The sequence below is a fragment of the Pseudomonas sp. NPDC087029 genome (assembly GCF_044745345.1).
GTDB classification, from domain to species: domain Bacteria; phylum Pseudomonadota; class Gammaproteobacteria; order Pseudomonadales; family Pseudomonadaceae; genus Aquipseudomonas; species Aquipseudomonas faucium.
In genome coordinates this window covers 102,571-117,953 of record NZ_JBIVAB010000009.1, presented here as the reverse complement: position 1 = coordinate 117,953, position 15,383 = coordinate 102,571, and the positions used below count along the sequence as shown (strand labels likewise).

The 15,383-nt window shown below is 60.1% G+C and carries 14 protein-coding genes; 8 read left to right on the top strand and 6 right to left on the bottom strand.

All coding sequences use genetic code 11. The features are described from left to right. The first annotated feature begins 44 nt into the window (after positions 1-44). The 5 genes from ACIPG5_RS16340 to ACIPG5_RS16320 all read left to right on the top strand — a co-directional run bounded on the left by ACIPG5_RS16340 (position 45) and on the right by ACIPG5_RS16320 (position 5,245). Positions 45-1,673, top strand: a complete 1,629-nt coding sequence (locus ACIPG5_RS16340; RefSeq protein WP_401376313.1) for an ATP-binding protein — start codon at positions 45-47, stop codon at positions 1,671-1,673. Between the two features lies 1 nt (position 1,674). Next, a complete protein-coding gene (locus tag ACIPG5_RS16335) occupies positions 1,675-2,499 on the top strand; it encodes an HNH endonuclease (RefSeq protein ID WP_401376311.1) in 825 nt (274 codons plus the stop codon). After that, positions 2,492-4,312: a DEAD/DEAH box helicase gene (locus tag ACIPG5_RS16330; RefSeq protein ID WP_401376309.1), complete on the top strand. Its 1,821-nt coding sequence runs from the start codon at positions 2,492-2,494 to the stop codon at positions 4,310-4,312. The genes ACIPG5_RS16335 and ACIPG5_RS16330 overlap by 8 nt, the downstream gene beginning before the upstream one ends. Next, positions 4,309-4,746, top strand: a complete 438-nt coding sequence (locus ACIPG5_RS16325) for an EcoRII N-terminal effector-binding domain-containing protein (RefSeq protein ID WP_253091876.1) — start codon at positions 4,309-4,311, stop codon at positions 4,744-4,746. Before ACIPG5_RS16330 ends, ACIPG5_RS16325 begins: the two co-directional genes overlap by 4 nt. A 244-nt stretch (positions 4,747-4,990) precedes the next feature. After that, complete coding sequence (locus ACIPG5_RS16320; protein ID WP_401376307.1) at positions 4,991-5,245, top strand: hypothetical protein; 255 nt, start codon at positions 4,991-4,993, stop codon at positions 5,243-5,245. Between the two features lie 457 nt (positions 5,246-5,702). Here the strand turns inward: ACIPG5_RS16320 and ACIPG5_RS16315 are convergent, their stop codons facing one another. Beyond that, positions 5,703-7,247 carry an MFS transporter gene (locus tag ACIPG5_RS16315; protein ID WP_401376304.1) on the bottom strand — a complete coding sequence of 515 codons (1,545 nt, stop codon included), beginning with the start codon at positions 7,245-7,247 and terminating at the stop codon, positions 5,703-5,705. 127 nt (positions 7,248-7,374) lie between these two features. Between ACIPG5_RS16315 and ACIPG5_RS16310 the strand changes: the two genes are divergently transcribed. Continuing rightward, positions 7,375-8,238, top strand: a complete 864-nt coding sequence (locus tag ACIPG5_RS16310) for a LysR family transcriptional regulator (RefSeq protein ID WP_401376301.1) — start codon at positions 7,375-7,377, stop codon at positions 8,236-8,238. A gap of 137 nt (positions 8,239-8,375) precedes the next feature. On the opposite strand, the gene gabP is transcribed toward ACIPG5_RS16310, so the two are convergent. From gabP to ACIPG5_RS16285, 5 genes are all read right to left on the bottom strand, one after another. Further along, entirely contained in the window at positions 8,376-9,767 is a 1,392-nt protein-coding gene (gene gabP / locus ACIPG5_RS16305; RefSeq protein WP_176513966.1) for a GABA permease, read from the bottom strand. Positions 9,768-10,183: 416 nt separating this feature from the next. Then, on the bottom strand, positions 10,184-11,194 hold the full coding sequence (locus tag ACIPG5_RS16300) for an NAD(P)-dependent alcohol dehydrogenase (protein ID WP_286912525.1): 1,011 nt from the start codon (positions 11,192-11,194) through the stop codon (positions 10,184-10,186). A gap of 136 nt (positions 11,195-11,330) precedes the next feature. Further along, positions 11,331-11,921 carry an HAD family hydrolase gene (locus tag ACIPG5_RS16295; protein WP_176513962.1) on the bottom strand — a complete coding sequence of 197 codons (591 nt, stop codon included), beginning with the start codon at positions 11,919-11,921 and terminating at the stop codon, positions 11,331-11,333. Then, positions 11,918-12,787: an acyl-CoA thioesterase II gene (gene tesB / locus ACIPG5_RS16290; RefSeq protein WP_176513960.1), complete on the bottom strand. Its 870-nt coding sequence runs from the start codon at positions 12,785-12,787 to the stop codon at positions 11,918-11,920. Before tesB ends, ACIPG5_RS16295 begins: the two co-directional genes overlap by 4 nt. A gap of 91 nt (positions 12,788-12,878) precedes the next feature. Continuing rightward, positions 12,879-13,451, bottom strand: a complete 573-nt coding sequence (locus ACIPG5_RS16285; protein WP_401376297.1) for a GNAT family N-acetyltransferase — start codon at positions 13,449-13,451, stop codon at positions 12,879-12,881. Positions 13,452-13,598: 147 nt separating this feature from the next. On the opposite strand from ACIPG5_RS16285, the gene ACIPG5_RS16280 reads away from it, so the two are divergent. After that, positions 13,599-14,285, top strand: a complete 687-nt coding sequence (locus tag ACIPG5_RS16280) for a histidine phosphatase family protein (protein WP_176513955.1) — start codon at positions 13,599-13,601, stop codon at positions 14,283-14,285. A 105-nt stretch (positions 14,286-14,390) separates the two neighbouring features. Continuing rightward, positions 14,391-15,305 carry a histone deacetylase gene (locus ACIPG5_RS16275; protein WP_401376294.1) on the top strand — a complete coding sequence of 305 codons (915 nt, stop codon included), beginning with the start codon at positions 14,391-14,393 and terminating at the stop codon, positions 15,303-15,305. Positions 15,306-15,383: the final 78 nt, after the last annotated feature.

The following is a 15,383-nucleotide window of genomic DNA, read 5'->3' as shown; positions in this document are numbered from 1 at the left end:
GGGCTAGGGAAGCCTAGAGCCCCATAAATGCAAAGGACCCCAATGTGAGTGATTTGATAAACGAGCCAGATGCGCCCCGCCTGATCTTCGGGCTTAGAGATACAGGCTACAACGTCAGGACTGCTGCCGCAGACATCATAGATAACTCCATCGCCGCCAAAGCAGATCAAATCAACGTCGAGATCACCCTACGTAGCGACGGCCGTAAGCTGGTCTACTTCGGAGACAATGGCGAAGGGATGGATGCTGATGGTGTCTACAAGGCGATGCGATATGGGGCGCCGGAACGCGACAACCCCGAGAGTCTCGGGAAGTTCGGGCTTGGGCTTAAGACTGCATCCAGCTCCGTTTGCCTCAAATACACGCTGATTTCTCGCAAAAGTCCCACCGATGAATTCGCAAAGCTCGCTTGGGATCTCGACCACGTCGCTCAGAGCGAAAAGTGGGAGATGCTCCGCGAGCCCGTCACCCCAGACGAACAGGAGATGTTCGAGGAGCTATGTGGGGAAAGGGGCACGCTCTTAATATGGGAAAAATGCGATAGGATTCTGACCAGAGAATACGAAGCAGGCTCGAGCAAAGAACAGAGCGCGATTAAGCGCCTCGCGGAAAGCCTGATTAAACACCTATCCCTCGTTTATCACCGATTCCTTGACCACACTGACGAGCGCGAACGCAATATCGATATTTTCATCAATCAAATGCCGGTAGAGCCGTGGAATCCGTTTTACCCTGCACGCTCCGAGCAGGTTCTTTCAGAAAAAAAGCAAAAGTTAGTAGTAGAACTGGCTGACGGCTCCGAGGAGACGGCGACTATACGAGCGTGGATTCTGCCGCACCGCAGCGACATGACAAAAGATGAGGAAAAGATCCATGCACGCATCTCAAACCGTGCGCAGGGTTTTTACGTCTATCGAGAAGGTCGCTTGATCCAGGATGGCAGCTGGCTAGAAGTCTTTGGTGCACCTGAGCCTCATACCTCCTTGCTGCGTGTGGAGTTTGACTTCGGACATAAGCTTGACGACGCATTTCGGATCGACGTCAAAAAGTCGAGAATCCTTTTCCACCCAGACCTAGAGGACGGGCTGCGAGAGTTGCTTCAGCCAGTCTATCGTGAAGCAGGACAGCGGGCTCGTAGACAAAACCGAGAGCACACCAATCTCAAAAATATCGACCACACCAGCGCTAACAAGAACATTGCGGAAACCGGCAGTGCTAGCAAACCGCAGGTGAACTCTGTCGATCCCGCAACCCAGTCTGCGATCATTTCAAATAATCAAGGCAACAAGATCAAGCTTAAGGTACCAGTTCAGAATCATGTAAGTCCCGAAACAGTGTATGTAGACGCTGTAGAGAACATCAATACCGGAGAACTCTGGCAACCAGCTCTCCGCAGTGCTGGAAATAGTGACCACGTCCCTGCTGTTTTGCTCAACAAACATCATGACTTCTATCAGAAAATCTATAAACGCGCGGCCGCTAACGGTTTCGCCGTTGAAGGTATGGATCTTCTGTTGTGGGCTTTTGCTGTAGCTGAGCAAAACAATACCAACGACGAGCTTGAGCCGATATTTGAGGATATTCGTAACGAAATATCCAACAACCTTCGCAAACTTCTACGAAATGTTCCCGACCCTGAGCCGGGCGACCTGATGGCTGAAGAAGAAGGCTGAGATGATCGGCGGAAAGAAAGATCTGATCCTCAGAGAGCTTGAGGAAGGGACTGGAGCTCTCATATCGGCCGCAGTCGATCTTAGTGGACTTAGGTCAGGACTTCGTATTTGGTTTGGTGACTTAGACGAGAAACACGGGCCGGTTGCGGAGCTACGCCCATTTGGACTCAAGGGACATAGTGTAAGTCTCTTCTTTGGACGCTTCTCCGGAGAAGTCATCGGACAGATCAAAAAGGCGTCCCTTGAAGACGTCCAATTAGCACATGCTCTAGTGGCATCAATCCGAACTGACATCGACTTGGAGATTTCGGGCCAAACGCTCACGGACTGGAAAATAACATCTGGGGATTTTCAAATTTCCGCAAAAATTCGTGACCAAGATGATCCACATAGCGATGCCAATATCATTGCGACATGTCGTGAAGTGATCGTCCCAATGATGGCAGCGATGGCGGAGCTTATTGGCTACGATGTAATCAAGGACGATTTAGGTGAGGTGGCTCCGGTTTTCGAAGGCGCTATCTCGCACTCGGTTATAAAACGACGGGAAAGAAATCCTCGCAATAGACTTTTGTGCATTCGCATTCATGGAGAGCGTTGCCTGGTTTGCGGCTTGGAGCCAAAGAGATCCTATGGCGAGGCAGGATCAATAATTGAAGTTCATCACCTAGAGCCTGTAGGACTTCTTTCAGAGCCTCGCCCTTATGACCCGCGCACGGATCTAGTACCACTCTGCCCTAACTGCCACAGAGCCCTACATACGAGGCGACCCATACCGTTTACCCTCGAAGACTTAAGAGCGCTGAGGGAAAATTGCCGTGACTGATATTATCAAACTTCCTGAGACCTTCGCAGCCCTCTTAAGCAGTCCCCCTGAAAACCTGACACTCTCAGAGCGGCTTGTTGATCCTGTCATGATCATCTGTAAGACGGATGATCGTATAGTCGCGCGCCTAGGAGGGATTCGATCGCTTCGAGGCAAGCGGTCTGTGCATTATGCTCCAAGCAATCGACATTCTTGGATACTGGATGGAAACACAATCCGACCACTTCCGAGCGACGCTGTCACTCTTTTTAACGAAGCACTGAATTACTCGTCGTCCGAAAATCTTTCTTACAGCAAGGCTATTGAGCTAATTCGAACCCCTAACACGAGTTTGGAGGTGCTTCCTGATGAGATATTTCTACAATCGGGAAGAGTTGCTGCGCATAAACTTGAAGGGGAGCTTACAATCCATGGGCTGAGTGCAACGCTATTTCCCTATCAGTCGCGTGGTGTTCTCTGGATGTGGGAAACCGTTAAACATACAGGCGGACTGATTCTCGCCGATGAAATGGGCCTGGGCAAAACTATTCAGATTATCGCATTGCTGCTAATGGACCCACCAAAGTCCGACTCGCCTGCATTGATAATCTGTCCGACTAGCCTTATTGCCAATTGGGCGCGAGAGTTTGAACGGTTTGCAGCTGGATTGACCTTGATGATACATCGTGGTCAAAGTCGGGCAGGAATATATCGAGAACTGCAACGGACCAGTGTTGTAATCACAACATATGACACCATGGTCAACGACATCTCAATTTTTTCATCCGTCGAATGGTCTTGGCTAATTTGCGACGAAGCACAAGCAATCAAGAACCCGCAATCAAATCGCAGAAGGGCTATCGCTTCGATCCCACGCCGACGTACTGTTCCCATGACTGGTACGCCCGTTGAAAACAGTCTGGTTGATCTATGGTCTCTTGCCGACTTCGCCATCCCCGGCCTACTTGGCTCTCAGCTTGACTTCGAAGCTCAATATCCGGACTGTATTGAATCGGCTCAGGCAGTGGGGCAACTCACTGATCCTATGATACTCAAACGCCGGGTAGCAGATGTAGCTGGCGATTTACCCCAGCGAATAAATATCGATTTGCCGCTCGAGCTGGACGACCTTCTGACTGAGCATTATTTAAATGTACGATCTGAAACACTAGCCAAGTACCCTACAGCAGGGGCGCTAGTGGCTACGCTTCAACTGCAACTCGTATGTGCTCACCCTTGGCTGCGCCAAGTTTCCGAAGGGGACGTTGATGGTGAGGAGTCGACAATCACTCGCACAACCAAACTCCCCCTGATGACCTCAAAAATGGAGAGAACAATCTCTCTCTTAAAGGAGTCATTCGCAAACAAACGAAAAGTCATAATTTTCGCACTATTCAACCGAATCGGCGAATTAGTAAGGGAGGCGTTCTCGAGTTCGCCCAATACGTACTGGGGCTCTATTAATGGTTCTACCGCGCAACCAGATCGCCAATCAATTATCGATGACTTTACAAATCACGACGGCCCCGGATGTTTGATACTCAACCCTAAAGCGGCCGGCGCCGGTTTAAATATTACCGCAGCAACCGTGGTGATACATTTCACTCCAGTATGGAACCCGGCACTAGAAGCACAGGCGAGTGCTCGGGCCCACCGACGAGGCCAAACTCAGCCAGTCACCATTTACCGTCTTTTTTACAAAAATACAGTGGAAGAAGTTATGTTAGAACGTTCTCTTTGGAAGAGCGAGCTGGCAAATGAAAGCATCCCAGTTTCCTCCAGAGATGCAACCGACATCAGACGCGCCCTTGAAATTACTCCGGTGAAGACATGAAAACACCCATATTCCGAAAAATTTTGAGCGCTAATGACGTCGGCGCCACAGGCGCTCATCAAGCCGGCATCCTCATACCAAAATCAGAGTCGGATCTTCTTTCAATACTCCCTTCGCTTGACCCAGCGATAAAAAACCCAGATGCGTGGATTGAATGCGAAGATGAAGATGGAACCATAAGGAAGTTTCGCTTTGTATATTACAACAACAAAATCCATAAATCCGGCACTAGAAATGAGTACCGAATCACTCACATGACGAAGTACTTTAACGAGACAGGAGCCCGCGAAGGCGAATCATTGGAAATATCTAAGCCTGAAAATTCCAGTCATTACAGAATTCGGATCGTACGCTCGGCAACGGCACTCGAAGCTCTTGACCAAGAGAGCGGTGTCAGAATTAAAATCAAGTCAGCATGGCGGCGCGTCCACTAAAGACATCACTATCGTAATACTTGGATACTCCATAAGTCTGATGGCGTCGTGCACGATCGAATACCTTTGGGGGCCAGCATTAGTTTCCTAAGTAAGCTCAAGCTGCGCCCCTTCTGGCTTACGCTGTTCGACAACAGATGCGGGGGGGAGAACCCTCGCTCTCTGCATCAACCCAATCTCAGCACCGCTCCCACTGAGAAATGCCAGGGCGGTGCTCCGCACTGCCAGTGCGAATTAGGATGCAATGAAGCAGGCCCTGCCCATCGTAGCCGATGATGACATTATCACCCTCTTGGGCATGCTCCATAACTTGGTTGTTTTGGAAGTAGAGCCGATACTCGGAACGGGTAGGATGTTCCTCGCGGGCATCGTACCAAGTCATTTTAGCCCGATCGGAAACGCTTTCACCTCTGACCGAGAACTGGACACTGAATTCCGCCCGATCAGGCCCGAACACGTTTTTGAGCGCGGACACACCATTAAACTCATGCTGGTTTGAACGCTCAGGGCGAGCCTCCACCGCAGACAAGGTCTTGATACAAGCAGGGTTGAGCACTACTGGCCGACTCGACATTGCATTCCAATCCTTCTGAAACTCGCACAGGGGTTCATCACCGAAGCCTTCTCAGCTGGCAGCTTGGTGACTTTGCCTCAATGATATGATGGCAACCTGACCTCATTTCAAGGGCTTGCCGTAAAACGTCGCTGACGGAGGATTTTCGCTAGTTTTTTGTACCGGTCAGAGAGCTCTCGCCGAGAGCTGGTGGCCATCTGCGTGGCAAAGGCGTGCGGATCGATTGCAAACGGATGGCCGAGCAGCGACCAGCATTCCTTTTGGTATTCCAAGCTGAAAATGATATTCATTTTTTCTATATATATCAACGACCTGCCGGTAGAATTCAGATTACCCCGGCCCACCAAACACGCAAAGGCACCTGGTCATCCAAGTGCCTTTTTTATGCACGCGCAACATGCCCTGCAGCTGCCCCATGCTCTGGAAGCGGCCGCCCCAGCAGCACTCCGACTAACACTGCAAAAACCAACGCAACAACCCCCGCACTCACCAACACCGCCTCAAAGCCCCCAGCAAACGCCTGCCGTGCCACCGGCGCCACCGCCTCACGCAAGCTCGGGTCAATCAACGCCAGTGCCGCCTGCAAATCCCCAGCAGCAACCCGCGCCGCCATCGCCGCAACCTTACCCATGTGCTCAGGCGCCAACCCGGCCATGGCCTCACGCAACAGTTGCCCACTACGCGCCGCAAGCACCCCACCCAACACCCCAATCGCAATCACGATCGCACCAAACCGAGTCGTGGTACTCAACCCCGAAGCCATCCCCGTACGCTCACGCGGCACACAAGCCATGATGTTCTTCTGCGTATCACCATTAAGCAGCCCCGCCCCCGCCCCCAGCACCACGCTAGCCAAGGCAAACGCCACGTAGCCCCCATGCCCAACCGCCCAGGCACACAGCAGATTCCCCACCCCAACCAGCACCAGCCCCAAGGCAAATACCCGCGCCGGGCTCCAACGCCCCGCCAACCGCATCCCCAGCCGCGGCGTCAAGAGCATCGCCACGGCAAACGGCAACATCCCCGCCCCCGCCGCCAGCGCCGACAACTGCAGGCCGTTCTGCAGGTACAGCGGCAGCAAGGTCATCATCACCTGAGCGCACGCGGCGTAGGCGAACATGCCCAGCAGCGCGCCGATGAAGCGCCCGCTGCGCATCAGTTGCAGGTCGATCATCGGCCGTGGCTGGCTGCGCTCTACCATGATGAACAGGCTGAAAAGGAAGGCGCTGATGAGTAGCCGCCCGAGGGTGTCGACGCTGGTCCAGCCGACCTGGTTGGCATCGATCATGGCCCAGATCAGGCAGCCGAGGCTGCCGGCGAAGGTCAGGCTTCCCATGGGGTCGAGCCGGGCGGCGGCGCTGTCGCGGGATTCTTCGACGCTGCGCAGCACCATCAGGGCGAGCAGCGCGACCAGGGGTAGGTTGATGTAGAAGATCCAGCGCCAGCCGAGGGTGCTGGCGATTATGCCGCCAAGCAGTGGCGCGAAGGTGATGGTCGCGCCCATGCAGGCGCCCCAGAAGGCCCACGCGCGCATGCGCTCCTGGGGTTCGTGGAAGCGGTGGCCGATGGCGGCCAGCGCTGCGGTCAGCAGCAGGGCGGCGCCGATGCCTTTGGCGGCGCGGGCCAGGTCGAGGAACAGCAGGCTGGGGGCAGCGCCGCAGGCGAGTGAGGCGGCGCCGAACACGGCCAGGCCGATCAGCAGCATGCGCTGGCGGCCGAAGCGGTCGGCCAGGCTGCCAGCGGGCAGCAGGCAGGCGGCGAAGGCCAGCAGGTAGGCGCTGACCACCCATTCGATATCGGCGAACGAGCCGGACAGGTCGCGGGCGATGCTGGGCAGGCTGACGGCGACGATGTTGGTGTCGAGGATGATCAGGGCGCAGACCAGGGAGGCGGTGAGCAGGGTGAAGCGCGCAGAGGGGGCAGGCATGGCGGACTCCAAAAGCAAGCTGGTCGCCAATGCACCAGCCTTGTAGTGTTGGCTTAACCATAACGCCACCACTCGCCAAGCGTGTTAGCTCCAGCGTCCGGCGTCATTAGCTTGCAGGTAACAGGCCATGGAAATCCGTCATTTCCGCTACTTCCTCTGCGTCGCCCGGCACGGCCATTTCACCCGTGCCGCCGAGCAGCTGGGCATCGCCCCGCCCACCCTCAGCCGGCAGATCCAGGACATGGAGCGCGAGCTGGGCGTGCGCCTGTTCGAGCGCAATCAGCGTGAAGTGAACCTGACGGCTGCCGGCCAGGCGCTGCTGATCGAAGCCGAACACGCCGTGCGCCAATTCGATGCCGCGCAACTGGGGGCGCAACGTGCCGGGCGTGGCGAAAGTGGCAGCATCGAGCTGGGCTACGTGGCCTCGGCGGCCTACTCGGGCATGCTGCAGCGCCAGGTGATCAGCTTCAGCGATAGCCACCCCGGCGTGCGCCTGAACATCCGCGAGCTGCCCATGGCCGAGCTGCCCGGGATGGTCCGCGATGGCCTGCTGGACCTTGCCTATGTGCGCTCGCCCATGGAGCTGCCGGAAGAACTCGAGGCCATTGCCCTGCACCGGGAAGACTTCGTCCTCGCCCTGCCCGCCAGCTCGCGGATCAACGAACTCCCGCAGATTCCAGCCGCACGCCTGGCGGGTGAAAGCTTCATCCTGCCCGAGCAGATTTCCGGCACGCTGGAGGTGGCGGCGCAAGGGGGATTCGTGCCTCGGTTAGGCCCGCAGCCCGGCAGCCTGGTTGCGGTGATTACCTTGGTTTCCTTGGGCCAGGGGATTGCCGTGGTGCCGGAGTCGGTGGTGCAGCGCATCAACCTGCCGCAGGTGAACTACCGGCGTATTGCCGATTGCCAGGCCAGTTCGTGGTTGAGCCTGGTCTACCGGCGCTTTGAAAAGGCACCGGCGGTGTCCAGGTACGTCGAAATGATGGCCAATTGAGCTTCAGCCTATTTGTCGCATCACCGGTGCGACTTTTCTTGGCTGGATTAGTGTCAGCAGCGCTGGCACTTTTAGATGCTCAAAAAACAAGGGCACCCATCCGGAGTGCCCTCGCCCTTGTTGCCAGGTGAACCCAATCACCCCATCGTCCGCGCCCCCACCGGCTGCGCATGCCCCCGCGACGTCACGATCCCGAGGAACGAAATCACGATCGCCAAGCCCAGGGTGGAACTCACCTCCGCCCGATGCTCAGGGGTATACATCATCACCGCCAACGCTCCACCAATGAACAAGATCACCGCCCAGGTCAGCCACGGGAACAGCCACATGCGGAACTTCAGCTCGGCGTTCTCGCGCTCCAGGCGGCGGCGCATGCGCAGCTGGGAGATGGCGATGACCATGTACACCAGCAGCGCGATGGCGCCGGAGCTGGCGAGCAGGAACTCGAACACGCCCTTGGGTGCGAAGTAGTTGAGGATGGCGATGGCCGCGCCGATCAGCGTGCTGCCGAATACCGCGGCGCGCGGTACGCCGACCTTGGAGGTCTTGTTGAGGAAGGCCGGGGCGTCGCCGCGCTTGGCCAGCGAGTACATCATCCGCGAGGCGATGTAGATCGACGAGTTCATGCAGCTGGTGACGGCCACCAGCACCACCAGGTCGACCATGAAGGCCGCGTTGGGGATGTTCATCAGCTCCAGCGCGCGCTGGTACGAACCCACCACCGCCAGCTGCGGGTCGTTCCACGGCACGATCGAGATGATCACGAAGATCGACAGGATGTAGAAGGTGCTGATGCGCCAGATCACCGAGCGGGTGGCCTTGGCGATGTTGCGCGAGGGGTCGCTGGATTCGGAGGCGGCGATGGTCACCGCCTCGGTGCCGATGAAGCTGAACATCACGGTGATGAAGGCGCCGATCACGGCCGACCAGCCTTTGGGCGCAAAGCCGCCATACTCGGCCATCAGCCCGCTCAGGCCGCTGACTTCGCGGTTGGGCAGCCAGCCCATCAGCGCGGCGAAGCCCAGGCCGATGAAGCCGAGGATCGCGGTGACCTTGAGGATGGCGAACCAGAACTCGAACTCGCCGTACTTGGCCACGCTGAACAGGTTGGTGCAGGCCAGCAGCAGCACCGAGGCCAGGGCGAAGATCCAGCTGTCGACCTGGGGGAACCAGGCGTTGAGCACGTGCCCGGCGGCCAGGGCTTCGATCGGAATCACCAGCACCCAGAACCACCAGTACAACCAGCCGATGGTATAGCCGGCCCAGCGGCCGATGGCCTGGTCGGCGTAGGTGGAGAACGAACCTGTGTCAGGGTGTGCCACGGCCATTTCGCCGAGCATGCGCATGACCAGCACCACCAAAGTGCCGGCCACGAAATAAGAAACGATGGTGGCTGGCCCGGCCGCCGCAATGGCGTGCCCGGAGCCGACGAAAAGTCCGGCGCCGATGATGCCCGCGATGGACAGCATCGTTACATGACGTGGCTTGAAACCTTGTGCAAGGTTGCCATCAGATCCCACGGTGTTCATTGATGTTGTTCTCTTTTTGCTGACACAAGGAAAGGACGGGCAGGCGTAGGCGAAAATATCTCCTTTGAAATCAGTAAGTCGACACGTTACCGGTGCTCTGTTGTTGATCTTTGGCACGCGTCACAGAGCAACGTGTCAGGGCGAGTCGGGGTTCATTTAAGCCCCGTGGGGATGTGGGAAATTACACGAGAACGCCTCGGAACTGTTCGATCACGACAGGGCATTTCCCTGAGCGCCAAATGTCGCGATTGGCATGTCCGATTGCGCCAGGGGGCCGTCTGGCGCTTTAGTTTTTCATTTGGATGTGTTGTGGCCGTAACGGCCAATCGCCGGCAAGCCGGCTCCCACAGGGGCACCACTGTGCTCAAGGGCGGTGGTGTGCCTGTGGGAGCCGGCTTGCCGGCGATTGGGCTCAGTTACCAGGTCAGGCAGATCTTGCCGAAATGCCGGTTGCTCTCCTGGTAACGGAACGCCTCGACGATCTGCTCCAGCTCGAAGTGCTTGTCCACCACCGGCCGCAGGCCGTTGGCATCGATCGCCCGAACCATCGCCTGCTGCTGGGCGCGGTTGCCCACCAGCACGCCCTGCAGGCGGATCTGGCGCACCAGCGCCTGCACCAGCGGCAGCTGCCCGGCGACGCCGGTGAGAATGCCGATCAGCGAAATATGCCCACCGATGCGTGCGGCGATCATCGATTGCTCCAGGGTCGCCGGGCCGCCCACCTCGATCACATGGTCGACGCCGCGGTTGCCCGTGAGCTCGCGCACCTTCTCGCCCCAGGCGGGCGTGCCCTTGTAGTTGATCAGGTGGTCGGCGCCCAGCGCCTTCAAACGCTCGAGCTTGGCATCGCTGGACGAGGTGGCGATCACCGTGGCGCCCGCCAGCTTGGCGAACTGCAGGGCAAATATCGAGACACCACCGGTGCCCTGCACCAGCACGGTATCGCCGGGCTTGAGGTGGTCATCGCTCATCAGCGCGCGCCAGGCGGTGAGGCCGGCGGTGGTCAGGGTGGCGGCTTCGGCGTGGCTGTAGCCCTGGGGCGCCAGGGTGAATGAGGTGGCGCGGGCGGTGACCTTGGCGCGGGCATAGCCATCGATGCCGTCGCCCGGCACGCTGGCGAAGCCTTCGACCAGCGCCTGGCCGTCGAGCCAGTCGGGGAAGAAGGTGCTGACGACGTTGTCGCCGACCTTGAATTCGCTGACGCCGGCGCCCACTGCGGTCACTTCGCCGGCGCCGTCGGCCATGGGGATGCGCCGCTCGCTCGGGCCCCACATGCCGCTGACCACGGCGAAGTCGTGGTAGTTGAGTGAGCTTGCGTGCAACTGCACGGTGATTTCGCCGGGCTTGGGCGCAGCGGCCTCGCACGTGCCGACCTCGACCTTGTCGTAGCCGCCGCCGGGTTGCACATAGATGGCCTTGCTGGTCATGGCTGGGTCTCCAGTTCAGGGGAAAGACTGGAGTTCAGCATAGACAGTGCCGGCCTCTTCGCGGGGCAAGCCCGCTCCCACAGAGCGCCTCTCTGCCCTTGTGGGAGCCGGCTTGCCGGCGATGGGGCCAGCAAAATCAGCCCAACATCCCCTGCAACGCCCGGCAATCCACCGCATGCCAATCCACCAGCTCCGGCCACGGGTTATCCGGCAGGTTCACCAGCACCGTGCGCGCGCCGGCAGCGCGCCCGCAATCCAGGTCGAAGCGGTAATCACCCACCATCACCAGTTCGCTCGGCGCCACGCCCCAAGCCTGGGCGATCTTCAGCAGGCCATCCGGGCTGGGCTTGGGCTCGGCCTCGTCACGCCCCAGCACATGCTCCACCTCGAAGCAGTCCGCCAGGCCGATGGCCTCCAGCGTCACATGCGCGAGCTCGCGCGCATTGCGGGTGAGGATGCCCAGGCGGCACCCGCGCTCGGCCAGCGCCCGCACCAGCTCCACCGCCCCGCTGGCCGCCGTGGAGGCGATCGCCAGGTCACGCTCGTGCTCCAGCAGCCAGGCATGCTTGGCAGCGGCCTCGGCGGCCGGCAACGCCGCCAGGTGCGTGAGGATGTCGTGCTCGGCGGGAATTTCCAGCGCCTCGCGGATGGCGGCAAAATCGTGCACCGCCACGGTCAGGGTGCCGTCCATGTCGAACACCCAGTTGCGGATTTCACCCAGCTTCATGCCCAGTCCTTGCGATGGCGGATCAGGCCTTCCTGGCTGGACGACGCCACCAGTTGCCCGGCGCGGTTGTAGATGCTGCCGCGGCAGAAGCCACGGGCATTGCCGGCCCAAGGGCTGTCGGTGGCATACAGCAGCCACTCGTCGGCGCGCAGGTTGCCGTGGAACCACAGCGAATGGTCGAGGCTGGCGATCTGCATGTCGCGCTGCCACACCGACTTGCCATGGGGCAGCAGCGCGGTGGTCAGCAGGCCGAAGTCGGAGGCGTAGGCCAGCAGGTACTTGTGCAGCGCCGGTACGTCCGGCAGCGTGCCGTCGGCGCGGAACCAGGCGTACTTCACCGGGTCGCCGGGCTTGGGGTTGAACGGGTCGCGCTCGGTGACCGGGCGAATCTCGATCGGCTTGGCGCACAGCACCTTGTCGCGGATGCGCTCGGGCAACTGGTCGGCCATGGCGCGGGCCAGCTCCACTTCCGTGGGCAGGTTTTCCGGGCCCACCACCTCAGGCATCTGCGCCTGGTGCGAGAAGCCCTCTTCGTCGTACTGGAACGAGGCGCTGCAGGTGAAGATGGTCTGGCCCTTCTGGATGGCCGTTACCCGCCGGGTGCTGAAGCTGCCGCCATCGCGCACGCGGTCGACCGAGTACACCACCGGCAGGCTGGCATCGCCCGGGCGCAGGAAGTAGCCATGCAGCGAGTGCACGTGGCGCGCGTCCTCGACCGTCTGGCTGGCGGCCGACAGCGACTGGCCCAATACCTGGCCACCGTACAGCTGGCGGAAGCCCAAATCCTGGCTACGCCCACGAAACAGGTTCTCCTCGATTGGCTCGAGGCTCAACAGGTCGACCAGGTCGTCCAACACATGACTCATCGGGGGTTCTCCTAGCAAGGCATCACAGCTCTACGGCGCTCTCATGAAGGCAAATGATACAGGGTTTGTCATCGGCACCGCGCATACCTGCCTATTCAGCGCGCTGGGTCTGCTCCCAGCGGGCGCGGTCGATGCGGTACAGCACGTGGGGGCGCAGCGGGTGGTCGACGGGCAGGCGGGGGTGTTCGAAGCTGCCCTTCACGTCCTGCAGCATGCCGATGGCCTGCATGACCTTCTGCGACGGCAGGTTGCCTTCGGTAGTGAACGACACCACCTCCTCCAGGCGCAATTGGGCGAAAGCACAACGCAGGCAGGTCCACGCCGCCTCGCTGGCAAAGCCCAGGCCCCAGTGGCGCCGGGCCAGGCGCCAGCCGATTTCCACGGCAGGGCCGAAGGGGGCGTCGAAGTTGACGTTGAGCAGCCCGGTCATGCCGATGAAGGCGCCGCTGTCCTTGCGCTCCAGCGCCCACAGGCCAAAGCCGTATTCGTTGAAGTGGCCGCGTATGCGGCCGATCAGCGCCGCCGTTTCCAGGCGCGTGAGCGGCGCCGGGAAATAGCGCATCACCTGCGGGTCGGCACACATCGCGGCGAACTCGCGCAGGTCGTCGTCGTGCCATTGGCGCAGTACCAGCCGCGCGCTTTCGAGTTCCAGGATGGGTGTCATGGGGGGTGTGCTCCGGTTCTTGCCCTGCAGTTTACAGCGTAGGCGAAATGCAATTTTCACACGCCCTTCACCGCCTCCCGACAGGCCGCTTCGCACAATGCCGCCACCACCGCCGCGCAGGACGCGGCCATGCCATCGGAGCGCAGCATGCAGTCGAGCAACACCCTCGGACACACCGCCATCCACGCCCGCCGCAAGCGGCGTTTGTCACGCAAGGCCCTTGGCGCTGCCCTTGGCTTGTGCATGGTGGTGGCGGCGTTGAGTACCTGGCTGGCGACGAGGACGCACATCGTGGACCTTGGCAATGAACGGCAGTTGAGTGACAGCGGCCTGCTGCAGGACTGGGCCGAAGGTGCAGTGATCGTGATGATCCGCCATGCCGAGCGCTGCGACAGCGCACCCGGCCCGTGCCTGGACGACCCCACCGGCATCACCGTGGCCGGCAGCGCCGCCGCCACCCGGGTTGGCCAAGGCCTGAACGCACTGGGGCTGGCCAATGCCGACCTGATCAGCAGCCCGAAACTGCGCACCCGGCAGACCGCCCACTTCATCCTGGGCCAGGCCGTTGCCAGTGAAGACTGGCTGGAAAACTGCGACAACGGCTTCGCCAAGGAGGCGCTGGCGCACAAGCAGCCAGGGCATAACCTGGTGCTGGTAACGCACAACGGCTGTATCGATCACTTCCAGCGCGACAAGCGCGTGGTGGGCGGCGAACGTGAAAGTGGCTACGCCAGTGCGCTGTTCGTTTCGGTCGATGCCGATGGCAAGACGCGAATCCTTGGCCGCTTGAACGAGCCGGACTGGCAGCGCGTGCTGGCCAGCGCGAGCAAGTAACCCCACCACCGGCTTGCCGGCGATTGGGCCGCAAAGCGGCCCCACCATGGCAACCCAAGCCCAACAACTGGCAAGATCAGCACTGGCCCTGATTGCGACCCCACCATGCCACTGCCGCTGATCTACCACGAAGACTACAGCCCGGAATTCCCCCCCGAGCACCGTTTCCCCATGGACAAGTTCCGCCTGCTGCGCGACCACCTGGTCGACAGCGGGCTGACCCATGACCAGGCCCTGCTGCGCCCGGACATCTGCCCCAACGACATCCTCGCCCTGGCCCACGATCGCGGCTACATCGAGCGCTACATGAACGGCGAGCTCTCCCGCGAAGACCAGCGCCGCCTCGGCCTGCCCTGGAGCGAGGCCCTGGCCCGGCGCACCGTGCGCGCCGTCGGCGGCTCGCTGCTGACCGCCGAAATGGCCCTGCAGCATGGCCTGGCCTGCCACCTCGCCGGCGGCACCCACCACGCCCACTATGACCACCCGGCCGGCTTCTGCATCTTCAACGACCTGGCCGTGATCAGCCGCTACCTGCTCGAAGCCGGCCGCGTGCACCGGGTGCTGATCTTCGATTGCGACGTGCACCAGGGCGATGGCACCGCGCGCATCCTCCAGGACACCCCGGAGGCCATTACCGTGTCGCTGCACTGCGAGCAGAACTTCCCGGCGCGCAAGGCCCACAGCGACTGGGACATCCCCCTGCCCCGCGGCATGGGCAATGCGGCCTACCTGAAGGTGGTGGAAGACGCGCTCAACTACCTGCTGCCGCTGTACCAGCCGGACCTGGTGCTGTACGACGCCGGGGTCGACGTGCACAAGGACGATGCCCTGGGCTACCTGCAACTAACCGACGAGGGCGTGGCCGCGCGCGACGAAATGGTCATGCGCCATTGCCTGGGCCGCGATATCCCGGTGGTCGGGGTGATCGGCGGCGGCTACAGCAAGGACCGCGCAGCACTGGCCAGGCGCCACGGCATCCTTCATCACACCGCGGCGAAGGTCATCGGTTGTTCACAATGACTGTGGAACCGCTTGTGGATAACCTGCGGGAAAGCCGCTACAGGCCTTGAGCAAGCTGGCCTGCAGAGGATTGATCAT